This is a genomic window from Micromonospora sp. NPDC023869 (assembly GCF_055559695.1).
The window spans coordinates 567,118-592,153 of sequence record NZ_JBVHKD010000003.1 but is presented as its reverse complement, the minus strand read 5'-3'; the positions used below and the strand labels follow the sequence as shown (position 1 = coordinate 592,153).

Here is a 25,036-nt window from a genome sequence, read left to right as displayed (position 1 = left end):
CGGGCGGGCGCGGCAAGGCGTCGGGCGCTACCGGGCGGGCGAGCGCGGCGGGACGTCGGCGCTACCGGGCGGGTCAGTGCGGCGGGGCCTCCGCGTCCGACGGGCCGACCACGGCGGGCGGGACGGTCCAGGCGGGACGGCGCCCCGGCGCGAGCCGGTCGCGGAGCCGACCGGCCGCGTCGGCCACGCCGGCGGTCACCATCGGCAGCGTCCGGGTGGAGCGCATCACCGCCAGATCCTCGACGCGGGTGGTGCCGCCGTCGAGGAACCGCAGCACCCGGGACGCCGGGTTACGGTCGAACAGCCGACCGAAGAACTCCGGACCACCGACCAGGTCCCGGTCCAGGGCCCGCAACGCCACCGCGTCCATCCAGCGGTGCCGAGGCGGGTACGCCGACGCCGGCACCGGGTCCCGTCCGGCGGCCACCGCGCGGGCCACCTGCTCGGCCTGGCGGTGCATGGCGGAGAAGGTGAAACCGGTCGACGGTCGGGTGGCGCCGCCGGCCGTGCCGAGCCGGACCACCCGGGGCGAGGGGCGGGCCACGAACGGCCCGTCGGTCATCGGGATGACGCCGTTCTCCACCTCGGTCACCGTGAGCCGGGCCGGATCGAGCCCGAGCAGGTCCCGATAACCGGCCAGCGCCGTGTCGTACGCCGCCGAGGTGAGCAGGTCCGGTCCGAACTCGGTGTACTCGATGAGCGCGTACCGGCTGTCGACCGGCAACACGTAGCCGAACGAGACGCCCCGCGCCGGCTGCGGCGTGCGGAAGTCCATCAGAACGGCCCGTTCCGGGTCGAACACCGGCCGGTCCGCCGCCAGCCACCAGCCACGGAAGTGCTGCAACCAGTTCGTCCGACCAGGTCGACGCGGTGGCCGGGGTCGGGAGTCCAGCACCCAGGCGGCGCGCAGCGGACCGTCGCCGGTACGCACCACCACCCGGTCACCCTCGTCGTGCACCTCCTCGGCACCGGCGACGATCCGGCGTACCCCGAGACGCCGTTCCGCCTCGGCGGCCCGGTCGTAGATCGGGCCGGAGCGCAGCATCGCGTACCGCAGGGGGGCCAGGTCCAGGGTGCGGTGCGTGCCGGGCGTGACCACCTCGACCTGCGTCCAGCTCGCCGTCAGCAGGTCGTCCAGGTCGTTGCCGGGCTCGTCCCAGAACGCCCAGGTGCGGTCCTGGCCGCGCCGGTGCACCGGGTCGACGACGGCGATCCGCAGGTCGCGTACGCCGTGCCGAGCCAACGCGGCCAGCACCAGCGAGGCGGCACCACCCCCGCCGACCAGGGCGAGGTCGACGTCGACCGGCGCGGAACTCATCCGGTCACGCTGTCACACCGACCGTGCCGTGATGGTGTCAGGCCCCGAACCGGAGCGGCGCGACGGTCGGTAGGGTCACCGGACCGGCGCGTCACCGTGCCACGTGCCGTCACCGGAGGACGTCATGAGTACCCGCGCCGCGAACGCGCTCACCGCCCGCTGGACCGCCACCCTGGACGACGAGGCCACCGTGCTCTCCGGCGCGGGCGTGCATCCGCTGCTGGCGCTGCTCGCCCGGTACGCGGACGGGCCGGCCCGGGCCGAACTGTCGGCCGTGGTCGGCGACCCGACGGGCGTGGACCTCAGCGACTCCCCGAGCACCCGGATGGCGCTCGGTTTCTGGTCGCGACGCGGCCTGTTGCTGTCCGAACGGTGGCGCACCGAGGTGCCGGCCGCCCTGCGCGGGGAGCTGACCGGGGACGAGGCCGTCGACCAGGCGGCGCTGGACGCGTGGGCGGCCACGCAGACCGACGGTCGGATCACCGCCATGCCGGTACGCGCCAGCAGCGGGACGGCGATGGTCCTGGCCAGCGCGCTGTCGGTGCTCACCACCTGGAAGCAGCCCTTCGACAACACGCGGTGCCGGCCCACCGACGGTCCCTGGGCCGGGCGGGACCTCGCCGGCCTGCGTCGACGCGGCCGCGACCTGAACGCTTTGCGGGTGGTCGACGCCGCCGCCGGGCCGGTCAGCCTGCTGACGGTCGAGGGCGCCGAGGACGTCGACGTGGTCCTCGCCCTCGGTCCCGCCGGACACGGTCCCGCCGAGGTGCTGCCCGCCGCGATCGGCGCACTCGACGGGGACGCCCCCGCCCTGCCGCTCACCGCCGGGCCGGGCGTGACCGAGCAGATCGTCGACGCCTCGGACGCCACCCCGGAGTTGACGGTCTCCACCGTCGCGTTCACCGTCGACGCCGCCCACGACCTGCTGCGACAGCCCGGCCTGTTCGGGCTGACGGCGGCGACCGACGCCAGTGGAGACCACTTCCCCGGGATCACCGAGCGGCTGTACGTGGCGCAGGCCGTCCAGAACGCCACCGCCACCTTCAACGCCACCGGCTTCTCCGCCGCCGTGGTGACCGCGTTCGCGATGCGGGCCGGTGCGATGCGCCCGCCCGTCACCGTACGCAAACGGCTGGTCAGTCTGACCGTCGACCGACCGTTCGGCTTCGTCGCCGTACACCGACCGACGAACCTCGTCCTCGTCACCGGCTGGGTCACCCACCCCGCTGCGGCATAGGGGTTGCGTGTAAGGAGGGGTCCCCTGCTAACGCCTGGTGTATAGGAAGGGACCCTTCCTAACATCTCCCCCACCGCAGACGCAGACGCCGCCGGCCGGCACCCCAGGTTGCGGGTGCCGGCCGGCGGCGTTCTTGCTCCCCCATGTTCGAGGAAAGTCTGCGGTCAGCTGTTCCAGTGCTCGGCGACCAGGTCAGCGGCCTGCTGCTCCCACTGGGCGTAGTGATCCGGGAACGCCGACACCTGCACCGTCTGGGCGGCCACGGTCAGCGGCATGTCCTGCCACCCGTCGACCTGCTTCAAACCCTTGAGGAACGCCAGGGTGGAGTACTCGGGGTCGGTGATCTGCTCCACCGTGCCCCAACCCGACGACGGCCGCTGCTGGAACAAACCCTGCGAGTCGTGATCGTTACGGTCACCCAAGTGACCCAGGTTCTCCAACTTCGACTCCTGGAACGCCGTACCGATCGCGATGACCGCGGCACGCTCGTCCATGCCGGCCTTCTTCGTCGCCGCGATAATCGCCTTCGCGTTCGCGACCTGCTCATCATCCAGGTCGATACGGGACTGGGCGCCCTGCACACCGTGCGGGATCAGCGTGCCGGTATCCGGCTTGTCGGCCTGCACCGCCACCGGCGAAGTGGCGACAGGGGCGGCGTCAGCCTGCGCGATCGGGCCGGCGAACACACCACCAGCAAACGCCAGACCAGCAACACCCAGAACACTCTTACGCAGCAGCTTCGAGTTCATGACACAGCTCCATTCGGGGGTAGACGCCACCCACCAGGGGGGATAGGAAGGGCGACGCGAACGCCGTCAGGCGCTAAGAAGAAGAGGGAATCGACGCACCAGATCCGAGGGGGATTCACCGAACCTTGCGTCGGGTCAATGCACAACCACCTGCCGGGCCGAACCATTCCCCGAGGGGGGATATCCGGGAGGCCCTTGCGGCGTCGGGACCAGGTACAACGACCGACCGGGCCAGGCCATTCCGGCCTCCGCCCACCACCCGCCAGGGGTGGGGTCCTGCTCGGCCAGCCACCGGGTTACAACGCCACCGACCCCACCCCGATTCCGCCCCGCACCCGCCCACCCGAACCTGAGAACCGGACATACGACCACGAACGGCGCAGACCCCCTCCCCGCTTCCGGCGGGGCCGGCAGCCCTCCCACCCGGTCCCCCACCCCTCCCCGTTGATCAAGAAGTTTTGGCGTGGATTCCGGAGGATCCACGGATCAAACCTCTTGATCAACTCGGCGAGCGCGGGTCCGCGTGGGTGGGGGGCCGCGTGGGTGGGGGGCCGGGTGGGTGGGGGGCCGGGTGGGTGGGGGGCCGGGTGGGGAAACGGACGGGTGCCACGATCGGCGCGACACTGCGCCGACCTCGCCTTCCGCCCAGCGGTCACGACGTGCGGCAGGCGGACATCGACCGGATGCAGGTGCCCGCCAGGATCGTGGCGGGACCTTCCGCGACGCCCGAGTCGGTGGGGCGGACACGTGACGGCAACGAAGATTTCTCATTTTCACCGGATCGGATCCCAAGCCCACCTAGTGTTGGGCACACCGGTGCTAGTCGCGGAGTTGGCCACCCGAACGACGTCCCACGCAGTCAGCGGACGAAAAGTGAGGGAAGACGCGTATGAAGGCAACCAGAGTTCTCGTACCGGCTGCGGGCAGCATCGCCTTGGGCGCGCTGCTCATGCCCGGAGTCGCATGGGCGGACACCACGGTGTCACCGGCGACGACCCCGGTCGGGGGGACCGTCGTGCTCACCGCGACCACCTGCAACCCGAGCACCGGAGACGCGCTGTTCCGCGTCACCGGCCCCGACCGGGACCAGAACGTCCGCTCCACCACCGCCGCGGCCGGCGGCGGCCTGAGCGCCGAACTGTTCACCGCCGGTTTCACCCTCGGCACGTACACGGTGGCCGCCACCTGCGGGGACGGCACCTCGGACGGCAGCACCACGTTCACGGTCACCCCGATCGGTGGCGCCCAGGCCGGGGGCCGCACGAGCGACGACGGACTGGGCTCCCTGGCCACCGGGGCGACCCTGATCGCCACCGCGCTCGGTGGCGGCGTCATCCTGGCCCGTCGCCGCCGGCACGCCGAGGCCGCCGCGCGTCTCTGACGCGCCAGCACTCCATCCATCCTGCGACGGGTGCCCGCGCCGTACGCCACGGTGCGGGCACCCGAGGGACACCGCACAACAGGTGTCCCGCCGACCGTCCGACATCCGTGAGCGGAGGTGACCGTGCGGGCGTACCACGGGGGACGCGTGCTAATCGCGCTGGTCGCGGCCGTCGGGGTGGCGCTGGTCGGCGTGGGGCTCGGACGGATGCCGGCCGGACCGCCGCAGCCCGACGGCGCTGCGCAGCGGGCGGGCACCGCGCCGAGCCTGCCGCCGCTGCCGCGTGCCGACCCCGTCGAGGTGCGGATCGAGGCCATCGGCGTACGCGCACCGCTGGTGCCGGTCGCCGCCGACGCCTTGGGCGCGTTGGAGGTGCCGCCGCTGGACCGCCCGCAGGTCGCCGGGTGGTACCGGCCGGGCGCCAGCCCGGGTGAGATCGGCAACGCGGTCCTGGTGGGTCACGTCGACTCCCGGGACGGCCCGGCCGTCTTCTTCGAGTTGGGGCGGTTGCGTCCCGGCGACACCGTCCACATCGCCCGGGTCGACGCGACGGTGGCCCGTTTCACCGTGGACGCCGTCGAGGCGTACCCGAAGGAGCGGTTCCCCACCGACCTGGTCTACGGCCCCGGCGGCCTGGCCGGGCTGCGGTTGATCACCTGCGGCGGCCGGTTCGACCCGGCACGCGGCGAGTACCCCGACAACGTGATCGTCTTCGCCACCCGCACCGCGTGAGCCCGACACGGTGCGCCCGCACCGTGTGCGCCCGCGCGACTGGTGGCACTCGTTCGACCATCCGGACGCCGGGAAGACCTGAGCGTCCACGGCAGACCCGAGGAGCAACGATGGCCCAGGCAGCGATCAGGAAGAGCACCGGAGCAGGCACGGCGGCGAAGCGGTCCACCGGGACGGCAGCCGCCAGGAAGACGACCGCCAAGACGACCGGCGGCAGAGCCACGACCGGCAAGGCAGCCACCAGCACGACAGCCACCCGCAAGACGACGACCAGCAGGGCGGCGGCCGGTAAGGCCACCGGCAGGAAGGCCACGACCGGTACGACAGCGGCGACCTCCGCCCGGACGGCGCGGAAGAAGGCCGTCTCCGCCACCGCGGGTCCGACCCGGCGGCCCACCGCGAAGGCGACCGCCGCGAAGAAGGCCGCTGTCGCGAAGAAGGCGCCCGCAGCGAAGAAGACAGCGGCGAGGAAGGCACCGGCGGGCAAGGCCACCGGTGGTCGGGCACCGGCCACGAAGACCGCCACGAAGAAGGCGGCGACCCGGAAGACATCGGCCAGCCAGGCCACCGCCGCGCGGTCCCGGGCGGCGAGCGCGCCGAGGCCGACACGGAAGGCGACCACGATGGAGTCGTTCGGCAGCCGGCGCGGCGCACGGACCCGCTGACCGGCGCGTTACCCGTCGGACAGTCGGCTGAGGAAGCCCCGGACCTGCTCGCGGGCCCGATCGGTGATCTCCGGACCGTGGGTGAAGGCGACCGCGTCGTACGCCAGCTCGCCGAGTACGTGGGCGGTCTGCTGGGTCATCTCGAAGTCGGTGCAGAATGCCTTGACCGGCCACCGGATGCCCGCCACGTTGAACAGCGCGTCGCCGGTGATCAGCACCCGGGTCGGCTCGTGCAGCAGCGACACGTGTCCCGGCGAGTGGCCGGGGGTGTGCACGACGCGCAGTCCCCCGCCGACATCGAGCAGGTCCCCGTCGGTCAACGGCTGCGCCACCTCGAAGGCCGGGAAGCGGCCCCCGGCGAGGCGGCCGAACAGCCGGGCACCGGCGACGGTCGGATCCCTCGGCGGCGGAGTGCCGGACTCGGCGTACGGCATGTCGGCGGCGTGCACCGCGATCGGCGCACCATACCATCCACCTCCCCCGATGTCCGGGACGCGCCACGCCCCCGGCGTCACCCGTCGGGTCCGGTGCCGAGAGGATGACGAGGTGGCGAAGCGGAACAGGCGGACCGAGGTGACCGGGGCGTGCCCATGCGGGCAGGGCATGCCGTACGCGGACTGCTGCGGGCGGCTGCACCGTGGCGAGGCGGACGCGCCGACGGCCGAGGCGCTGATGCGCTCCCGGTACGCGGCGTTCGCCGTCGGTGATCGGGACTACCTGCTGCGCAGTTGGCACTCCCGCACCCGCCCACCCCGCCTGCACCTGGACCCGGCGCAGCGGTGGACCGGGCTGGAGATCGTCGGCACCGGCGGTGGCGGGCTGTTCGACAGCACCGGGACCGTGGAGTTCCGCGCCCACTACCGCGAGGGCCGCGATCCCGGCACGGTGACCGAACGCAGCCGCTTCGTCCGGGAGAACGGCCGCTGGGTCTATCTGGACGCCGAGCGGCCCTGAGCCGGGCACGCTCACGCGTCGATCCGGGCGGACGGGTCGTCGGCCGGTGCGCGTCGGGTCCGACCCGCGCGGAGCATCTGTGCCGCCGCGACGAGCAGGTACGGCACGACGGCCAGGGCGAACGCCCACGCGGTGTCCGTGGCCGTGGCGAGCAGGCCGAAGCCGACGTACACCGCGATCGTGGTCAGGTCGGTGAGCGTGCCCGCCAACGAGGTGACGGTGGCCCGGGCCGGGCCGCTGATCCGGGCCTGAAGGCGGGCGTCGGCCAGCACCGAGGCGAGTTGGAAACCGGCGAACGCAGCCGCGACCAGCAGGAACCCCACCGGTCGGTGGAGCAGCGCCCCCGCCGCCAGCACCACCGCCGAGGCGGCCAGCAGCAGGGCGTACCCGCCGGTGCGCAGCCGCTGCCCGGCCGGGGCGAGCAGCCCACCGGCCATCTGCCCGAGAGTGACCACCAGCAGCAACAACGGCACGGTGGTCAGGGCGACGCCGGTGTCCCGGGCCACCAGTGGGAGGTACTCCTCCAGTGCGCCCCAGATCGCGCTGACGACCGCCACCAGCAGCACCGCCGCGCGTACGGGCCGGTTGCCGCGCGCCTCGGCGACGCCCAGCCGTAGCCCCTGCCACCAGCCGGGCTCGTCCGGTTCGGAAGGCTCGGCGGCGGGACGCCGGTGTTCGGGGAGTCGGGTCGCGACGGCGGCGGCCAGCAGGCAGGCCGCGACGCTGGCCGCGCCGACCGCCGGGTAGCCGCCGAGCCCGAGCACCGGACCGGCGAGCAGAATCGACCCGAGCACCCCGGCGGTGCCGGCGGTCCGGGCACGACCGATGGTCCGGGCGTACCGGTCGGCGACGCCGACGTGGTCGAGTTCGTCGAAGACCAGCGCCTCCAGCGCGCCGGAGGCGAGCGCACCACCGGCTCCCCAGAGCACGAACCCGACGGCGAACGCCGGATAGGACGGCAGGACCGTCCAGAGGCCGAAGCCGACGGCGCTGCACAGCGGTGCCAGGGCGAGCACCAGGCGTCGGGAGGTCGCGTCGGCCCAGGCACCGGCGGGGACCTCCAACACCAGACCGGCCAGCGACCAGATCACGAACAGCGAGGAGATCTGCCCGACCGACAGCCCGGTGTCGGAGAAGAGCAGCACGTACACCGGGTAGAGCAGGATCAGGTCGGTGAGGAACGTGTACGCGTAGAGAGTGGCCGCCAGGCGACGGCCGGCGGCGGAAGCGAGGGTCATCGAGGCCGTCCGGATGGGTGGGGGCGATTACGGACACCGGTGTGCACGGCGTCCGAGGGCGGCCCCCGGCCTCGGTCAAGGCATCAATGTCGCCAGGTCATGCGGTGATCGTAGGCGGCGGCACCACCCGGTGCCACCCCGTTGCGGGCTCCGGCGGGGCTTTGCCCGGAGACGAGGACTGCCGGACGCGTCGCGGGACGGGACCGGTCGGTCCCGTCCCGCGAGGTGACGCCGTCGGCTCAGCGACCGGGCTGGTCGTCGGACTTCGGCAGGATGATCGTCGACTCGCTCTCGTCGGCCGAGGTTCGCGGCGCCGGCACGGTCGGGCCGGTCGACGTGACCTGGGTGGTGTCCGCGTCGTCGGTCGTCGCGGCGGACTGGCGCGGGAACGCGGTCGTGGCATCCGGGTCGTCGTGGCCCGCCGTGGACTGGCGCGGGAACGCCGTGGTGGCCTCCGGGTCGTCGGAGTCCGCCACCGACTGACGCGGGAACGCGGTGGTGGCGTCGGGGTCCTCAGGGGCCGCCGTGGACTGACGCGGCATCACCGTGGTGGCGTCGGAGCCGACGTGGGGCGGGGTGACGACCTGGGTCGCCTCCGGGTCGTCCACCACCGGCGTGCCCGACGACGTTCCGGTCGCGAACACCGGCGTGGCGGGCGGCGGGTCGGCGGCCGGCGCGCCGAAGGTCGCCCCACCGGGCGGTACGGGCGCCGCCGCCGACTCGGCCAGCCGCCGCTCGGCGGCGATCCGCTGCTCCTCGCGCTCGCGGGCGGCCTGCGCCTCACGTTCCCGGGCCGCCTCCGCCTCACGTTCCCGGGCGGCCTGCTCCTCGCGCTCGCGGCGGCCGGCGGAATAGGCGCGGGCGTGCTCGGCGATGGTCCGCGACTCCGCCTCGGCGCGGGACAGCCAGGACTCCCAGCGGTTCTGCATCGGACGGATCAGCCCGCCGCCGACCCCGACGACGAGGATGCCGCCGACGGTGGCGAGCACCGCGATCAGCACCGGAGTGGTGACGGCGGTGGCCACGCCGATCTGGTTCAGCGCCGCGATGATGCCGAGACCGAGGATGAACGCCGAGGCGATGGTGGCCAGCAGCCGACCGTACGACAGTCCTCCGAGGGCACCCGAGATCAGGTCCTTGACGGCGCTGGCGATGGCGGCGGCGACCACCACGATGACGATGGCGACGAAGGCCCTCGGCAGCCAGGCGATGACTCCGGCGATCAGGTCCGAGATCGGGTTCGGCCCCCAGATGCCGAACGCCAGGTAGAGGGTGAGCAGCAGGATCCCGTAGTACGCGAGCCGCGCCACGATGTCGCTGGCGTCGTACCGGGAGCGGGCCAGCGCCCGACGGATGCCGCCACGTTCGACCGCCCGGTCGAAGCCGACGCGTTCCAGCAGCCGGCCGACGAGCTTCAGCACCGCCTTGGCGATCAGCCAGCCGGCCACCAGGATCGCCACGAAGGCGACGGCTTTGGGAAGGAAGAGGAGTATGGCGCGGAGGGTGTCCCCCACCGCATCGCCGAAGTTGTCTCGCATCCAATGGTCCTTTGCACGGGCGGTCGGTCGGTCCGGCCCGACCTACCCCCGGGCGTCGCGCGAGAAACGTCGCGGGTGTCCGCCGCTCAGCCCGGACAGGAGTACGCGACCTCGGTGACCGCCTGCGCCGACGAGGGCGAGACGACGTTCACGGTGGCCGTCTCGGTGGTGCTGCCCACCCCGCTGAACGTCCACCGCAGGGTCAGCTCCACGGTCCGCTGCCCCGGGCCCACCCGCTCGGTCAGCAGGGCCCCCGGCGCGCTCCCGGACCGTAGCCACTGGTACTCGACGGTGCCCGGGCGGCCGTTGGTGCGTACCGTGGCGACCACGTCGACGGTGACGTCGCACCGCTGCCCCGCCGGCTGCGGCACCGCCACGCTGACGCCACTGATCTCCAGGGGGTGCAGCCGCTGCCAGATCCAGAGCCCGACCGCCGCCAGCAGCGCGAGGGTGAGCAGCGTAGACAGCACCGACACCGAGCGACGCCAGCGGGACCTGCGGCGCGGTGCCGGTCCGGGGGTCGGCCACGCGGGGGCCGACGGCGGGGCAGCGGGCACGCCGGGCCCGAACCGCAGTTCACCACCGGGTCCGGTGGTCGGCGCCGCGAGCGCACCACCCCACGCGGCACTCGTACGCACCGTCGGGGTCCCTGCCGGGTACGCAGTGGTCGTGCCGGGCGGCGGGTAGGTCGCCCCCTGGGTGGCGTCGAGGTCCGAGGTGGCCCACGGTGCCGTGACGCCGAGACGGGTGGGATCGCCGTCGGCCCAGCGGATCGTCGGTTCGTCGGACGGTGACACCGGCTGGGGCGGCAGGGCGTGGGTCGGATCGTCGGGCTGGGTCACGGCGGGTCTCCCGGGTCGTGGTGGTGCACGCGCCCGGTCAGCCCGGCGTGCAGTAGGAGTAGAGGGTGACGTACGTCGGGTCACCGGTGGTGGTGTTGCCGGCAGCGTCGGTCGCCACCACCGTCACCGGAATCCGGGCGGTGTTCCCGGGGCGGGGCAGGTCCGCGAGGACGCCCTGGAAGCGGTTGCCGCCGGCCGGGGCCATCCGCCGCTCGTACGTCTGCTTCTCGATCGTGTAGCGGACGCGGACCCGCAGGTCGTCGGCGTCCGTGCGGTCGTCCTGGACGAGTGCGGTGACGGTGCTCGCGGTCGGCCCGTACGGGCAGCCGGCGGGATCGAGCGTCGTCGGGCTCGCGGCGACCCGACCGACGGTGGGTGCGGTGACGTCCGGTGGCGGCGGCGGGCTGGTGCTCGTCGACGGCGACGGATCGGCCGTGGACGGTGTGGGTTCGCCGGTGGGGGCGGGCGAGTCGGTCGGGTCGGCCGTGGCGGTGCCGCCGGTCGGGGTGGGGGGCGTGACGGACGTCGGGGTGGGAGTGGCGGTGGGTCCGGGCGTCGGCGTGGGGGTCGGCGTGGCCTCGGTCGGCGCGGGTGAACCGGTCAGGTCGGTGGTCGCCTCGGACGCCGCACCGGTCGGCACCGGCGGCTCCTCCATCGCGTAGCCGAGCCCGGCGCCGCCGACCAGCATGGCCGCCACCAGGCCACCGCCGACCAGCGCGGCCCGGGCCCGGCCGGTCCGCCGCGACGTCGGTCGGCGGCCGGAGCCGTCGTCGGCGGTGCTCGCGCCGAGCGTGGTGGTGGCCACGCTGACGGTGCCACCGCTGCCGTCGGGGAACGGAAACAGGGCGGCCAGCAGCGCGGCCCGCTGGGCCAGCTCGCGCAGCCCGCGCTCCTCCCATTCCGCCCCGTACGCGCCGACGGCCGTCTCCTCCAGTTCGGCGAGGAAGACCCGGGCGGGCTGTGGCCGGTCGGCGGGACGTTTGGCCATGCCGTGCCGCAGCAGCCCGTGCACCGGTCGCGGGGCTCCGTCGGTGGGGATCGGCGCACGCGCGTGCTGTCGGCGCAGGGTGGCCAGGTCGCCCCCGTCGTACGGGGGGCGGCCGGTCAGGCACTCGAAGAAGGTCGCGGTGGCGGCGTAGATGTCGCACGCCGGTTCGGCCGGGGCGCCCGTCCACTGCTCGGGGGCCATGTAGCGGGGGGTGCCGGTGACGCTGCCACCGGCGTCGGCACCGACCGGCATGGCGATGCCGAAGTCCGCCAACTTGCTGGTGCCCTCGGCGGTGACCAGCACGTTCTCCGGCTTGTAGTCGCGGTGCACCACCCCGTGCGCGTGCGCGGCGGCCAGCCCGGCCAGTGATCCCTTGAGGACACAGAGCGCCGACTCGGGTGTCGTGGGGCCCTGCGCGCGCAGCATCTGGCGCAGCGAGACGCCGTTCACCAACTCCATCACGATGGCCGCGCCGTCGGGTGCCTCGACGTACTCGTAGAGGCGGCAGACGTACGGGTCGTCGATCTCGGCCAGCAGTCGGGCCTCGTCCCGGAAGGCGTACCGGAACAGCTCGTCGTGGAGCTGCCCGGTCAGGTACTTGATCGCGACCGGGGTGCCGGTGACGTCGTGCACGGCGAGGTCGACGGTGCCGGACGCGCCGGCACCGAGCCGCCGGACCAGGGTGTATCCGGGAACCTGCCATCCGGTCATGTCGCCGCTCCCCGCGCTCCGCCCAGCGTGAGGGTGGGCACGCTGCTCATTGTGACCGCCCGTGGCGGCGGGACCATCCGCCCGACAGGTGCCGTCGTCGGCCGGGTGGCCGCCCGACGGCTCGTCCGATCGACGAGGTGGCCGCCGGACGATCCGGCGGTCGCCGCGCGATGGTCGGTCTCGGACACGCCGTCAGAGGTAGCACCTCGGGTCAACACCTCCGGCGCGATCGCCACGGCGGGTCCGGATGTCGACGTCCGTCGACCTCTGGCGCCGGGCACGGCTCCGGCAATATCCTCCACCTCAGGAGTTTCTCGTGGCGCTGGTTTTCACACCCGCGCCCATCCCGGAGGAGACGCCATGCCTGCCGAGCACACCGAGTGGGACCGCCGGACGATGCTGCGCGCGGGCCTGGGCGCCGCCACGGTCGCCGTCGTCGGGACCGGCCTCGCCCGCCCCACACCGGCCCGGGCCGGCGACGACCTGGACTGGATCATCGACTGCGACGAGTGGGGCGCCCGCCCGCCGACCGGCCCGCTGGCGGTCAGCGCGACACCCACCAACAAGATCATCGTGCACCACATGGCCTTCCCCAACGTCACCGACCACTCGCGGGAACGGGCGGTCGCGCTCGCCCGGGAGTGCCAGGACCTGCACGTCGACGGCAACGGCTGGTCGGACACCGGCCAGCACTTCACGGTCAGCCGGGGCGGGCACGTCCTGGAGGGCCGGCACGGCAGTCTGGATCGACTACGAGCCGGTGACCGGCAGATGATCGCCGCCCACTGCCCCGGGGAGAACGGGCGGGCCATCGGCATCGAGAACGAGGGCACGTACGTCGACCAGACCCCGCCGGCCGCGCTGCTCGACTCGTTGGTGCGGCTCTGCGTGGCCGTCTGCCGCCGGTACCGTCTGCACGCGCACGACATCTTCGGACACTGGGACTTCCGCACCACCCAGTGTCCCGGCGCGGCCTTCTACCGACAGTTCCCGACGCTGCGCCGCCGGGTCTTCCACGCCCTGGGCACGCCACGGCGCGACATACCGGGCCGCCGCTGGCCGGACGTGTGGCGCTTCGCCAACGCCCCCACCGTCCGCGTGGCGCAGCACCTGCTCGCCCACCACGGCTACCCCGTCGCGCCGACCGGCACCTTCGACCCGGCCACCGTGGCGGCGGTGCAGGACTGGCAGGCCCGCCAGGGGCTCCCGGTCGACGTGGACGCCACGCTGACCGCCGCCACCTGGGAGACCCTCGCCCCGGACCTGGGCCGAGGCGTCGTCGGGCGGCCGGTCACCGCCGCGCAGGAACTGCTCGCCGTCAAGGGGTACGCGGACGTGGCACCGACGGGTGTGCTCGACGACCCGACCCGACGGGCGGTACGCGACCTCCAGGCGCTGCACCGCCTGCCGCGCACCGGCACCGTCGACACCGGCACCTGGTGCGCGATCGTCGGCGGGGTGGTGCGGCAGTCCCTGGTCCGTGACTGAGCCGGGACGTTTGACCTGGCCCGGAGCCGGAAAGTGTGGCGGGATGAGATGGGCTCGTCACGCCGTACCCGCCGCCGTCGCCGCACTCGCCGCGCTCGCCGCACGCGATCTGCTCCAACGCGAACACGCGCTGCGTCGCAACTTCCCGGTGCTCGGCCGGGCACGCTACCTGCTGGAGTCGATCGGGCCGGAACTACGGCAGTACATCGTCGCCGGCAACAACGAGGAACGCCCGTTCACCCGTGACCAGCGTCGTTGGGTGTACGCCTCGGCGAAGCAGGAGAACAACTACTTCGGGTTCGGCACCGACAACGACATCGAGTACACCGCCGGTTATCCGATCATCAAGCACCGCACGTTCGGACGCACGGTCCCCCCGTCGATCCCGACCATGGGCCACGACGTACGGCTGCCGGTCGCCAAGGTGCTGGGCGCGGCCCGGGGTCGCGCCCGCGCCTTCCGGCCCGAGTCGGTGGTGTCCATCAGCGGAATGAGCTTCGGTTCGCTGTCCGGCCGGGCCGTCGAGGCACTGAACCGGGGCGCGGCCCTTGCCGGCTGCCTGCACAACACCGGCGAGGGCGGGGTGTCCCCGTACCACCGCAACGGCGGTGAGCTGATTCTCCAGATCGGCACCGCGTACTTCGGGTGCCGTGACGACCGGGGCCGGTTCGACCTGGCCCGGCTCAAGGACGTGGTGGCCGCCAACCCGGTCCGGGCGTTGGAGATCAAGCTCAGCCAGGGCGCCAAGCCGAGCCTCGGCGGGCTGCTGCCGGCGGCGAAGGTCTCCGCCGAGATCGCCGAGACCCGGGGCATCCCGGTCGGCCGGGACTGCGTGAGCCCGTCCCGGCACGCCGAGTTCTCCGACTGCGACAGCCTGCTCGACTGGGTGGAGCTGCTGGCCGCCGAGACCGGCCTGCCGGTCGGCATCAAGTCCGCCGTCGGCGACCTGGGGTTCTGGACCGAGCTGGCGGACCTGATGCGGGACACCGACCGGGGCGTCGACTTCGTCAGCGTCGACGGCGGCGAGGGCGGCACCGGTGCCGCACCGATGATCTTCACCGACTCCGTGTCGCTGCCGTTCCAGCAGGGCTTCGCCCGGGTCTATCCGATCTTCGCCGAGCGTGGCCTGCACGAGCAGGTGGTCTTCGTCGGCGCCGGCAAGCTCGGCCTGCCCGACAACGCGGTGGTCGCGTTCGCACTCGGTTGCGACATGCTCGCCGTCGGGCGGGAGGCGATGCTGGCCATCGGCTGCATCCAGGCGCAGAAGTGCCACGACGACAGCTGCCCGACCGGGGTTGCCACCCAGAACGCCTGGCTGGCCCGGGGCCTGGACCCGACGTCGAAGGCCGACCGCGCCGCGCACTACATCAAGACCCTGCGGCGCGACCTGATGAAGGTGGCCGAGGCCTGCGGGGTGGAACACCCCGGTCTCATCGACGCCGACTCCGTCGAGATCCTCGGCGGCCGCACCAGCTCCACCCCACTACGCGAGGTGTACGGCTACCAGCCCGACTGGGGCCTGCCCTCGGCCGCCGACCAGAAGGCGATCGTGGACCTGATGTCCACCGAGGCCCCCCAGGGCGGCAGCGCTCCCCCGTCGCGCACCGCCCGCAGATGAGTTCCCGAGCGCTCTGACCGACCGCATCACCGCAGGCCATCGCTTGTTTTAGTACATGTGTGCGATGATGGCGGCGTGTCGGTCGACGCCACCATCCTGCACGCGGATCTGGACGCGTTCTACGCCTCGGTCGAGCAGCGTGACGACCCTCGGTTGCGGGGTCGCGCGGTGCTCGTCGGAGGCGGCGTGGTGCTGGCCGCCAGCTATCAGGCCAAGGCCCGGGGTGTCCGCAGCGGCATGGGCGGGGCGCAGGCCCGCCGGCTCTGCCCGGAGGCGGTCGTGGTGCCGCCCCGGATGGCGGCCTACACCGCGGCCAGCCGGGCGGTGTTCGAAATCTTCCGGCGGACCACCCCACTGGTCGAGGGGCTCTCGATCGACGAGGCGTTCCTCGACGTGGGTGGTCTGCGGCGACTGGCCGGGGCACCGGCCGACATCGCGGCACGCTTGCGCGAGGTGGTGCGGGAGCAGGTCGGGCTGCCGATCACGGTCGGGGTGGCGCGGACGAAGTTCCTGGCCAAGGTGGCCAGCGGCGTGGCCAAGCCGGACGGGCTGCTGGTCGTGCCGCCGGCCGAGGAACTGGCCTTCCTGCATCCGCTGCCGGTCGACCGGCTGTGGGGAGTCGGGCCGGTGACCGCCACGAAGCTCCGCCGACACCGCATCCGGACCGTCGGCGACGTGGCCCGGCTCGGCGAGGCGACCCTGGTGTCCCTGCTCGGCGCGGGCGTCGGTCGGCACCTGCACGCCCTGGCCCACAACCGCGACCCACGCCGGGTGCAGGCGGGCCGACGGCGCGGCTCGATGGGCGCGCAGCACGCGCTGGGCGCGGCGGGGCACGGTCCGGCCGAGTGGGACGCCGTCCTCGCCGGGCTGGTCGACCGGGTTACCCGACGGATGCGATCGAGCACCCGCACCGGGCGGACGGTCACGCTGCGGCTGCGGTTCGCCGACTACACCCGGGCGGCCCGCTCGCGCACCCTCGCCAAGCCGACCGCCGACACGGTCACGGTGCTCGGCACCGCACGGGCGTTGCTGCGGGCGGCGCTGCCCGAGATCGAGCGGCGCGGCGTGACGCTGATCGGCGTGGCGGTCGGCAACCTCGGCGACGGGCACGTACAACTCACGTTGCCCTGGCACGCCGCGCCGCCCACGGCGGAGTTGGACGCGGCGGTCGACGCGGTCCGGGACCGGTTCGGCTCGACCGCCCTGACCCGTGGCGCGTTGCTCGGCCGCGACACCGGCCCGGAGATGCCGCTGCTGCCCGACCCCTGACCTCGGGCGGCGCGGGCCGGGCGGGTCCGAGGACCGGTGCCGTGACCGGGTCGAGCCGCCGACAGCCCGGTCACCGGACGAGCCGGGCGTCCGCGTCGGGGAGCGCGCTGGCGCGGGGTGCGGCGATGCCCGCGCCGGACCGGACGTCGGAGAGCCGGTCGTGGTAAGCCTGCGGCGCGGGCCGCCAGAGCCCGGTCACCGGGTGCCCGTCGGCCCGGACGAGGCGACACCGCTCCTGGTAGCCGGCGCGGCGATAGAGGCGGCGGTCGGCACCGTGGTGCGCCTCGGCGTAGGTGGGCAGCCCGAGCGTGTCCATCCACTGGTGACTCCCGGCGAGGAGCGTGGCCGCCTGCCCCACCCGGTCGACGTCCGGCGGCGCGGCGAGCAGGGCCAGGTGCTGGTGGGGTTCCTCGGGGCGTCGTGCGGCGAGAACCTCGTCGAACCGGCGGAAGCGTCCGGCGTGCCCGCCGCAGGCGTCGTCGAGCCGCTCGTCGTAGCGCGGCGGTGGCGGGATGGGCCGGTACCGGTGGAACCAGACGCTGGCCGCTGCCCCGTTCGCCAGCAGGAACGCGTCACCGAAGAGGAGGGCGTGTTCGACCCAGATCCGGGCCACGGCGGCGAGGACGGCGGGGCGCCGTCGCCGATCGGGTACGAGCCACGCCCCGGCGGCGGTCGGCGCGACGGCGGCGGTGACGAGGTCGACGATCCAGTCGATGTCGCTCCAGCGGGCGCGGTGAACCGGCGGGGTGACCTGCACTGAGGCTCCTGTGTCGTCGGGCCGGTCCGCTTCGGTGACACGGACGTCGGAGAAGGTCGGTGCCGTACGTCACGACCGGCGAACGCGAACGACACTAACCCACAGCGATGCTCCGATCACAGACTGCTCGATGTGTCGCGACAATGACACTTGGGGCGGACTGCTCCCACCAGTTGACGAGTGGATGTGCACTGGGCACACTGCCCGGCATGGCATTCGGCCCCGCCACTCGGTCGTCCGCTGGCCGCAGGAACGGGCCGACGGACACCACCGGCCCGACGCACCGAGTGGACCGGGTGGCGCGTACCCGGCGCGGCACGCCCTGGCTCTGGGCGTTCCTGGTGGTGGCGGTCGTGGAGCTGGTCGCTGTGGCGGTCGACGCGACCGTGGTGCAGTGGCTGGCCAAGCCGCTGCTCGCGCCGCTGCTGCTGGTGTGGCTGTGGCGGGTACGCGGCCAGACCGGTCCGGTCGCTCTCGCGCTGGTCTTCGCCACCGCCGGTGACATCGCGCTGCTGGTGCCGGGCGAGGCCGCGTTCCTGGTGGGGATGGGCTGCTTCCTCGGTACGCAACTGGCGCTGATCACCGCGTTCGTCCGGCATCGGCGGCCGCCGGTGCCCGCGCTGGCCGGATACCTGCTGCTGTGGGCGGGCGCGATCGCGCTGCTGTGGCCGCGCCTCGGCGACCTGCGCTGGCCGGTGCTCGGGTACGGCCTGGCGCTGAGCCTGATGGCCGCGACCGCGACCGGCGTCAACCGCCGGGTCGCGGTCGGCGCCGCGCTGTTCCTCGTCTCGGACCTGCTGATCGGCCTCGGAGCGGCCGGCACCACGCTGCCCGCACACGGGGTGCTGGTGATGACGACCTACAGCGCGGCACTGCTGCTGATCTCCACGGGCTGGGCGGCGCGCGCCGACGAGTCCACTCAGACCGGCGGCATCAGCCCGCCCCGGTAGGCGGCGGCGACGGCCTGGGCACGATCGCGCAGTCCGAGTTTCATCAGCACCCGGCCGACGTGGGTCTTCACCGTCGCGTCGCCGATGTGCAGCCGAGCGGCGATCTCGGCGTTGGACAGCCCGTGCGCCATCTGCACCAGCACCTGCCGCTCCCGGTCGGTGAGCCGGCCCAGCTCGGCGGTGGTGGGCGCGCGGTGCTCGCCGAGCGCCGCGAACTCGGTCAGCAACGCCCGGGTCACCGCCGGGTCCAGCCACGCCTCCCCGGCCGCGACCGCGCGGACCGCCAGGGTCAGTTCGTCGGGTACGGCGTCCTTGAGCAGGAACCCGGACGCGCCGGCCCGCAGCGCGGCGCGGACCGCGTCGTCCACGTGGTAGGTGGTGAGGACGAGTACCCGCACCTCGGCCGTGTCGGCGGTGATCTGGCGGGTGGCGGCCACCCCGTCGGTGCCCGGCATCCGCACGTCCATCAGCACCACGTCGGGGCGTATCCGGCGGGCCAGCTCGACCGCGGCGGCACCGTCGTCGCACTCGCCGACCACCTCGATGTCCGCCTCGGCGGCGAGCAGCATGGCGATCCCGGACCGCACCAGTGGCTGGTCGTCGGCGAGCAGCACCCGGATCACGAGGTCACCGCCACCGTCGGTGCGGCGCGCAGCGGCAGGCGCGCGTACACCCGGAAGCCCTCGCCCGGTAGCGGCCCGGCGGCCAGCTCGCCGCCGACCACGGCGACCCGCTCGCGCAGGCCGAGCAGGCCCCGCCCGGTGGACGGCAGTCCGCCGGTCGCCGTGCCGCCGGTGTCGCGGACCTCGACCTCCAGGTCGTCGCCCCAGGTGAGTCGCACGGTGGCGGTGGCCTGCGGGCCGGCGTAGCGGGCGGTGTTGGTCAGCGCCTCCTGCACCGTCCGGTAGGCGGCCAGGCCCACGCTCGGGTCCACCGGTCGCGGTGAGCCGTCGACGGTCAGGGTGACCGGCAGTCCGGCGTCCCGCATCCGGACCACCAGCTCGTCGACCTCGGCGGGCCCCGGATGCCGGTCCTCGGCGGGTGCCGGAGGGTCACCGGGCGCGATGACGGCGAGCATCCGCCGCAGTTCCTCCACGGCCTGCCGACCGGCCTGCTCGATGTGGGCCAGCGCCTGACCGGCCCGGTCCGGGTCGGTCGTCACGATCCGGCGGGCGCCGCCGGCCTGCAACAACATCACCGTGACGCTGTGCGCGACGATGTCGTGCAACTCTCGGGAGATCCGGGCGCGTTCGTCGGTCACCGCCCGCTGCGCCTCGACCACCCGCAGCCGCTCGGCGGCGGCGAGCCGACGCCGGTTGCTGCCGGCCCACCGACCCAGCGCCCACGTCCCGGCGACGACCGTGGCGTAGACCAGGGCGAGCCCGACGAAGACGGCGGTACGGCGACCGGCGTCCTCCCGTCCCGCCAGCCACGCCTCGTTGGCGGCGATAACCAGGTACGGCGCCAGCGCCGGGACGGTGGCCCAGGCGCGGTCGGCCGTTGCGTGGGCGCCCACCGCGTAGAGGGCCACCAGCACGCCGAGCACCGGCTGGTAGCCGGGCACCACCGCGGTGCCGACCAGGCCGAGCGCCCAGACCAGCGCGAACACGGTGACCGGTGCCCGGCGACGCCAGAGCAGGGCGGCCGGGGCGAGCGCCGCGAACGCCACCAGCAGGAGCGTCGAACCGTCGGGTCCGGCCCGACCCAGGTCGGAGCCGGCGGTGGAGAAGAGCGCCAGGTCGAGCGCCCAGACCGCCGCGGCGACCAGGACGTCCCGCCCGGCCGGTCGGCGGGTCCCAGCCGACGGGTCCACGGCCGAGGGTGCCGGGGTTGCCTGCGTGGGCGGGGACCCGGTGGTGGTCGGAGGTCTGGGTGGGGTGGTCATCGGGGGCCGTGCGGCTGGCAGAAGCAGAACAGGATGCAGAAGCCGCCGGTCAGTTCCCGCAGCGAGTCGAACCGGTGCTCGGCGCGGCGCGGCTCGCGTTGGGCCTGCTCCAGCTCACCGGCCCGACGGAGCAGGTCGTCGTCGATCAGGTGGATATCGTCCCGGACGATCTCCTGCCGACGCAGCGCCTCCCACAGGTCACCACCGGCGGCCTCGATCGCCTCGGCCAGGGCGGCCGGGTCGGCGGCACCGACCTGCGTGCGATAGCCGGAGGTCCGGCCGAGGGCGGCGACGAGCGCCAGCGGCGCCCGGTCGGTCAGCCCGAACCGCCGCCACTTCCACACCGGCGCCACCTCGATCGGCAGGTGTTCGGCCAGTCCGGCGGGGAAGATCACGACTTCGAGGTCGGCGTGCGGGTCGAGCAGCGACTTCGGCGGGTCGGGTACGAGCACCTGATCGCCGTCGATCAACACACCGGCGGCGAGGTGACCGGCGGCCCGGTCGGTCGCACGACGGTCCTGGATGGAGACTCTGATCTCGGCGCGGATGGCCGTGTCGACGCACACTCTGGTTCCTCCGGGGCAGCGGGTGCGTGAACCGTAGGCCGAAAACGATCATCCGGCTGTCAGATACCGACACCGAATCCGTCCATCCGCCGCTTGACAACTCCCCCCTCAACCCCCGCCCCCTCCCCTCCCCTCTCCCCCCGCCCCACCCCACCCCACCCCCGTCCGAGTTGATCAAGGAGTTTGGGTCACGATCCGCGCGTCGACAGGGCCAAAACTCCTTGATCAACGAGGCGAGAGCGGGGCGGGGGGCGGGGACGGGAGTGGGCTGGGGGGGGGCGGGGACGGGAGTGGGCTGGGGGTGGGGGTCAGGGCTGGGGGTAGAGGGCGGCTATGTCGTCGGCGAAGTGGGACTCGACGGCGTTCCTTTTGATCTTGAGGGTGGGGGTCAGCTCGCCGTCGGCCTCGGTCAGGTCCCGGACCAGGATGCGGAAGGTCTTGACCTGTTCGGCGCGGGAGACCGTGCGGTTGGCCTTGTCGATGGCGTGCTGGATCTCGCCGCGCAGGCGCGGGTCGTCGCGCAGGGACGCCAGCGAGGCGCCGGAGTGCCCGTGGCTCTCCCGCCACCGGAGCCACGCCTGCGGGTCGACGGTGACCAGCGCGGAGACGTACGGGCGACCGTCGCCGACCAGCATCGACTGGCTCACCAGCGGATGCGCGCGGATGAGTTCCTCGATCGGCGCGGGCGCGACGTTCTTGCCCGCCGCGGTCACCATGATCTCCTTCGTCCGGCCGGTGATACGCAGGTAACCGTCGTCGTCGAGCCGACCGAGGTCACCGGTGCGCAGCCAGCCGTCGTCGGTCTTCGCCTCCCGGGTGGCCTCGGGATTGTTCCAGTACCCCGGGAACACCACATCGCTGCGGACGTGGATCTCCCCGTCGTCGGCAATGCGGACGCGCACCCCGGGCAGCGGCCGACCGACCGTGCCGATCCGGATCGCGGTCGGCAGGTTGGCCGCGAGGGCCGGGGAGGTCTCGGTCAGCCCGTACCCCTCCAGCACCGTGATGCCCGCGCCCCGGAAGAAGTGTCCGAGCCGCTCCCCCAGCGGCGCCCCGCCGACGATCGCCATCCGGCACCGCCCGCCGAGGGTGGCCCGCAGCCGGCGGTACGCGACGAGGTCGAACACCAGGTGGGCCAGGCGCAGCGGCAGTCCGGGCCCGCCCGGGTGGTCCAGGGCCCGGCTGTACCCAACGGCCACCTTCTCGGCGAGGGCGAACAGCACGCCCCGGTGACCGTCCTGCGCCGTCTGCCGCGCCTGGTCGTACATCTTCTCGAACATCCGGGGCACGGTGAGGATGAACGTGGGCCGGAAGCGGCGGAGCTGGTCGAGCACGCCGGACATGTCGGCGCTGTGCACCATGGTGGCCCGGCTGTGCACCATGCCGACCTGGATCAGCCGGGCGAAGGCGTGCGCCAGCGGCAGGAACAGCAGCGTCGACGCGCCTGGGTGCAGCAGTTCGGGCAGTACGGCGGTGGCGTTGCCGATGTCGGTGGAGATGTTGCAGTGGGTCAGCACGCAGCCCTTCGGCGCGCCGGTGGTGCCGCTGGTGTAGACGATCGTGGCGATGTCCCGGCCGGTCACCGCCGCGCGGCGGCGGTCCACCTCGTCGGCCTCCACGGCGCGACCCTGGGCCGTCAACGTGATCAGGTCGCCGGCGTCGATGCGCCAGGTCTGGTGCAGCTCGGGCAGGTCCGGCCGCAGTCCGGTCACCGTGGAGGCATGGTCCGCGGTTTCCACCACGCAGCCGACCGCACCGGAGTTGCTCAGAATCCAGCGGATCTGGTCGGTGCTGGAGGTGTCGTAGATGGGCACGGTCACCGCGCCGATGGACCAGAGCGCGTAGTCGACCACGGTCCACTCGTACCGGGTCCGGCTGAGCAGCCCCACCCGGTCGCCGTGCGCGATGCCGACCGCGAGGAAACCCCGGGCCAGCGCCGACACGTCGTCGCGGAACTGCCGGCAGGTCACCGGCAGCGGGCCGCCGCGCCCGGAGCGCCGCACCGGCCAGGACCGAGGATCAGGGTCGGGGCGTACGAACTGCACGCCGTCCGGGTCCTCTGCCGCGTTGCGCCACACCCGGTCGGCCAGGCTGCCGTCCTCGCCGCCGACGATCGGATCAACCGCTGTCTCCCGCACGTCCGCCCACCTGCCGTCGCGTCCCCGTCCGGCTGATGGTGACCGGGCGGTCCGAGCCCGGTCCTGGGAACGCGAAAACCCGTCCCGTGCCGTCCGGCCCGTGCTATCGCCTCGCGCCGCCGACCGGCCGCCCCGGCGAACCGGCCCGAGGAACGCGGACGGCGGTGGCCCGGCCGGGACAAGCCGGGACCACCGCCCCCCACGCGCCGTCCGACGGGTTACGCCGGAGGCTCGGCCACCGCAGGTACGCCGGCGGCCAGGTCACGCACCGGTAGGCCGAGTCGCCGTACCGCCGCCTCGATCAGTTCCCCGGTGGTCAGTTGCAGGTCGAGCACCACGCCGCGCTCGTCGCGCCAGAGCGGTTCCAGCGTCGCGGTCTGCGAGTCCAGCAGACTCGCCGGCATGTAGTGGTCGGCCCGCAGCGACATCCGTTGCCGAATCGTCTCGGTCGGACCGTCCAGGTGCACGAAGTCGACGCTCGGCGGGCCCTGCCGCAGCACATCGCGGTAGGAACGCTTCAACGCCGAGCAGGCCAGCACCGTCGACACGCCCTCCCGGTGCCGGTCGGCCATCCACCCGGCCAGGGCCCGCAACCACGGCCACCGGGCGTCGTCGTCGAGCGGTACGCCCGCCCGCATCCGCGCCACGTTGGCCTCGGAGTGGAACTCGTCGGCCTCGGCGAACACCAGCCCGGTCAGCGCGGCGACGCCCTGGGCCACGGTGGTCTTGCCCGCGCCCGACACCCCCATCACCACGATGTGCCGGGTCGCTGAATCACCAGTCATGGACCGTGCCGTCCATCAGCCGGTTGAACGGCAGATAGGCCGGCTGGTACGGGTACCGCGCGGCGGCCTCCTCGTCGAGTTCGACACCGATGCCCGGCTGCTCGCCCGGGTGCAGGTAGCCGTCGGCGAAGGTGAACGACTGGCGGAACACCTCGTTGGTGAGCGGGCCGTGGCGCATGTACTCCTGGATGCCGAAGTTGTGGATGGCCAGGTCCAGGTGCAGCGCGGCGGCCATGCCGACCGGCGAGATGTCGGTCGGGCCGTGGATGCCGGACTTGATCTGGTACTGCGCCGCGAAGTCGAGCAGCTTGCGCATCGCCGTGATGCCACCGGTGTGGGTGACGGCGGAGCGCACGTAGTCGATGAGCTGCTCCCGGATCAGGGTCTGGTAGTCCCACACGGTGTTGAAGATCTCGCCGATGGCCAGCGGCGTGGTGGTGTGGTGACGCACCAACCGCAGCGCCTCCTGGTTCTCCGCCGGGGTGCAGTCCTCCAGCCAGAACAGGTCGTACGGCTCCAGGGACTTGCCCAGCTTGGCGGCCTGGATCGGGGTCATCCGGTGGTGGCCGTCGTGCAGCAGCGGCAATTCCGGACCGAACTCGTTGCGGACCGCCTCGAAGACCCCGGGCAGGTGACGCATGTACGCGCGGGTGTCCCAGTCCTCCTCGGCCGGCAGCGGGGTGCGCTGGGCCGGCTCGTAGTCGTAGCGCTTGCCGCCGGTGCTGGGCTGCGCGGCGACCCCGTACACGGCGTTGATGCCGGGCACCGACGTCTGCACCCGGATCGACCGGTAGCCCTCGTCGAGGTGGGCGCGGATGGAGTCGAACAGCTCCGGCAGGTCCCGCCCCGAGGCGTGCCCGTACGCCATGATGCCGGTGCGGGACGCGCCACCGAGCAGCTGGTAGAGCGGCATCCCGGCGGCCTTGGCCTTGATGTCCCAGAGCGCCACGTCCACCGCGGCGATGGCGGCCATGGTCACCGGTCCCCGCCGCCAGTACGCCGAGCGGTAGAGGAACTGCCAGGCGTCCTCGATGCGGTGCGCGTCCCGGCCGATCAGCAGCGGAACGACGTGGTCGCGCAGGTACGAGGCGACCGAGAGTTCACGCCCGTTGAGTGTGCCGTCGCCCAGGCCGGTGATGCCATCCTCGGTTGTGATCTTCAAGGTGACGAAGTTGCGGTCCGGACTGGAGACGATGACGTCTGCAGCGACGATCTTCACGAGGGGTG

General features: G+C 73.4%; 22 protein-coding genes and 1 pseudogene. 9 read left to right on the top strand and 14 right to left on the bottom strand.

The window, feature by feature from the left end:
- Positions 1–73: 73 nt before the first annotated feature.
- On the bottom strand, positions 74–1,318 hold the full coding sequence (locus ACZ31C_RS13205) for a lycopene cyclase family protein (RefSeq protein WP_465795457.1): 1,245 nt from the start codon (positions 1,316–1,318) through the stop codon (positions 74–76).
- 124 nt (positions 1,319–1,442) lie between these two features.
- Between ACZ31C_RS13205 and ACZ31C_RS13200 the strand changes: the two genes are divergently transcribed.
- Positions 1,443–2,555, top strand: a complete 1,113-nt coding sequence (locus ACZ31C_RS13200) for a serpin family protein (protein ID WP_465795456.1) — start codon at positions 1,443–1,445, stop codon at positions 2,553–2,555.
- 164 nt (positions 2,556–2,719) lie between these two features.
- Here the strand turns inward: ACZ31C_RS13200 and ACZ31C_RS13195 are convergent, their stop codons facing one another.
- Positions 2,720–3,304, bottom strand: a complete 585-nt coding sequence (locus ACZ31C_RS13195) for a hypothetical protein (protein WP_465795455.1) — start codon at positions 3,302–3,304, stop codon at positions 2,720–2,722.
- An 889-nt stretch (positions 3,305–4,193) separates the two neighbouring features.
- Here ACZ31C_RS13195 and ACZ31C_RS13190 point away from each other — a divergent pair.
- The 3 genes from ACZ31C_RS13190 to ACZ31C_RS13180 all read left to right on the top strand — a co-directional run bounded on the left by ACZ31C_RS13190 (position 4,194) and on the right by ACZ31C_RS13180 (position 6,082).
- A complete protein-coding gene (locus tag ACZ31C_RS13190; RefSeq protein ID WP_465795454.1) occupies positions 4,194–4,685 on the top strand; it encodes a hypothetical protein in 492 nt (163 codons plus the stop codon).
- A 147-nt stretch (positions 4,686–4,832) separates the two neighbouring features.
- Complete coding sequence (locus ACZ31C_RS13185; protein ID WP_465795453.1) at positions 4,833–5,417, top strand: class F sortase; 585 nt, start codon at positions 4,833–4,835, stop codon at positions 5,415–5,417.
- Between the two features lie 110 nt (positions 5,418–5,527).
- A complete protein-coding gene (locus ACZ31C_RS13180; protein WP_465795452.1) occupies positions 5,528–6,082 on the top strand; it encodes a hypothetical protein in 555 nt (184 codons plus the stop codon).
- A gap of 8 nt (positions 6,083–6,090) precedes the next feature.
- Here the strand turns inward: ACZ31C_RS13180 and ACZ31C_RS13175 are convergent, their stop codons facing one another.
- Positions 6,091–6,531, bottom strand: coding sequence for an MBL fold metallo-hydrolase (locus ACZ31C_RS13175; RefSeq protein ID WP_465795451.1), 441 nt, complete (start codon positions 6,529–6,531; stop codon positions 6,091–6,093).
- 154 nt (positions 6,532–6,685) lie between these two features.
- On the opposite strand from ACZ31C_RS13175, the gene ACZ31C_RS13170 reads away from it, so the two are divergent.
- On the top strand, positions 6,686–7,036 hold the full coding sequence (locus ACZ31C_RS13170) for a YchJ family protein (RefSeq protein WP_465795494.1): 351 nt from the start codon (positions 6,686–6,688) through the stop codon (positions 7,034–7,036).
- Positions 7,037–7,047: 11 nt separating this feature from the next.
- Here ACZ31C_RS13170 and ACZ31C_RS13165 read toward each other — a convergent pair whose 3' ends face one another.
- The 4 genes and pseudogenes from ACZ31C_RS13165 to ACZ31C_RS13150 form a co-directional block, all read right to left on the bottom strand.
- Positions 7,048–8,274 carry an MFS transporter gene (locus ACZ31C_RS13165; RefSeq protein ID WP_465795450.1) on the bottom strand — a complete coding sequence of 409 codons (1,227 nt, stop codon included), beginning with the start codon at positions 8,272–8,274 and terminating at the stop codon, positions 7,048–7,050.
- A 767-nt stretch (positions 8,275–9,041) separates the two neighbouring features.
- Positions 9,042–9,812 (bottom strand): annotated as a pseudogene (locus tag ACZ31C_RS13160) (membrane protein); the annotation flags it as partial.
- An 86-nt stretch (positions 9,813–9,898) separates the two neighbouring features.
- The gene (locus ACZ31C_RS13155) at positions 9,899–10,654 is read right to left on the bottom strand and encodes a hypothetical protein (protein ID WP_465795449.1); all 756 of its coding nucleotides are present in this window, start codon (positions 10,652–10,654) and stop codon (positions 9,899–9,901) included.
- A gap of 37 nt (positions 10,655–10,691) precedes the next feature.
- The gene (locus tag ACZ31C_RS13150) at positions 10,692–12,353 is read right to left on the bottom strand and encodes a serine/threonine-protein kinase (protein ID WP_465795448.1); all 1,662 of its coding nucleotides are present in this window, start codon (positions 12,351–12,353) and stop codon (positions 10,692–10,694) included.
- Between the two features lie 360 nt (positions 12,354–12,713).
- On the opposite strand from ACZ31C_RS13150, the gene ACZ31C_RS13145 reads away from it, so the two are divergent.
- From ACZ31C_RS13145 to dinB, 3 genes are all read left to right on the top strand, one after another.
- Complete coding sequence (locus ACZ31C_RS13145) at positions 12,714–13,841, top strand: peptidoglycan recognition protein family protein (protein WP_465795447.1); 1,128 nt, start codon at positions 12,714–12,716, stop codon at positions 13,839–13,841.
- Positions 13,842–13,884: 43 nt separating this feature from the next.
- A complete protein-coding gene (locus ACZ31C_RS13140) occupies positions 13,885–15,459 on the top strand; it encodes a glutamate synthase-related protein (RefSeq protein ID WP_465795446.1) in 1,575 nt (524 codons plus the stop codon).
- A gap of 75 nt (positions 15,460–15,534) precedes the next feature.
- Positions 15,535–16,728 (top strand): DNA polymerase IV, encoded by a 1,194-nt coding sequence (gene dinB, locus ACZ31C_RS13135; RefSeq protein ID WP_465795445.1) that lies wholly within the window; start codon positions 15,535–15,537, stop codon positions 16,726–16,728.
- Positions 16,729–16,798: 70 nt separating this feature from the next.
- On the opposite strand, the gene ACZ31C_RS13130 is transcribed toward dinB, so the two are convergent.
- Positions 16,799–17,485 (bottom strand): hypothetical protein, encoded by a 687-nt coding sequence (locus ACZ31C_RS13130; RefSeq protein ID WP_465795444.1) that lies wholly within the window; start codon positions 17,483–17,485, stop codon positions 16,799–16,801.
- 209 nt (positions 17,486–17,694) lie between these two features.
- On the opposite strand from ACZ31C_RS13130, the gene ACZ31C_RS13125 reads away from it, so the two are divergent.
- Entirely contained in the window at positions 17,695–18,435 is a 741-nt protein-coding gene (locus tag ACZ31C_RS13125) for a lysoplasmalogenase (RefSeq protein ID WP_465795443.1), read from the top strand.
- Here ACZ31C_RS13125 and ACZ31C_RS13120 read toward each other — a convergent pair.
- The 6 genes from ACZ31C_RS13120 to manD all read right to left on the bottom strand — a co-directional run bounded on the left by ACZ31C_RS13120 (position 18,405) and on the right by manD (position 25,028).
- Positions 18,405–19,058: a response regulator gene (locus ACZ31C_RS13120; RefSeq protein ID WP_465795442.1), complete on the bottom strand. Its 654-nt coding sequence runs from the start codon at positions 19,056–19,058 to the stop codon at positions 18,405–18,407. The two genes, ACZ31C_RS13125 and ACZ31C_RS13120, sit on opposite strands and share 31 nt — an antisense overlap.
- Positions 19,055–20,248, bottom strand: coding sequence for a sensor histidine kinase (locus ACZ31C_RS13115; RefSeq protein ID WP_465795441.1), 1,194 nt, complete (start codon positions 20,246–20,248; stop codon positions 19,055–19,057). The genes ACZ31C_RS13120 and ACZ31C_RS13115 overlap by 4 nt, the downstream gene beginning before the upstream one ends.
- A 68-nt stretch (positions 20,249–20,316) precedes the next feature.
- Positions 20,317–20,886 carry a hypothetical protein gene (locus ACZ31C_RS13110; RefSeq protein WP_465795440.1) on the bottom strand — a complete coding sequence of 190 codons (570 nt, stop codon included), beginning with the start codon at positions 20,884–20,886 and terminating at the stop codon, positions 20,317–20,319.
- 308 nt (positions 20,887–21,194) lie between these two features.
- Positions 21,195–23,024: an AMP-dependent synthetase/ligase gene (locus ACZ31C_RS13105; RefSeq protein ID WP_465795439.1), complete on the bottom strand. Its 1,830-nt coding sequence runs from the start codon at positions 23,022–23,024 to the stop codon at positions 21,195–21,197.
- A 218-nt stretch (positions 23,025–23,242) separates the two neighbouring features.
- Positions 23,243–23,809 carry a gluconokinase gene (locus tag ACZ31C_RS13100; protein ID WP_350694472.1) on the bottom strand — a complete coding sequence of 189 codons (567 nt, stop codon included), beginning with the start codon at positions 23,807–23,809 and terminating at the stop codon, positions 23,243–23,245.
- Entirely contained in the window at positions 23,799–25,028 is a 1,230-nt protein-coding gene (manD, locus tag ACZ31C_RS13095; RefSeq protein WP_465795438.1) for a D-mannonate dehydratase ManD, read from the bottom strand. Before manD ends, ACZ31C_RS13100 begins: the two co-directional genes overlap by 11 nt.
- Positions 25,029–25,036: the final 8 nt, after the last annotated feature.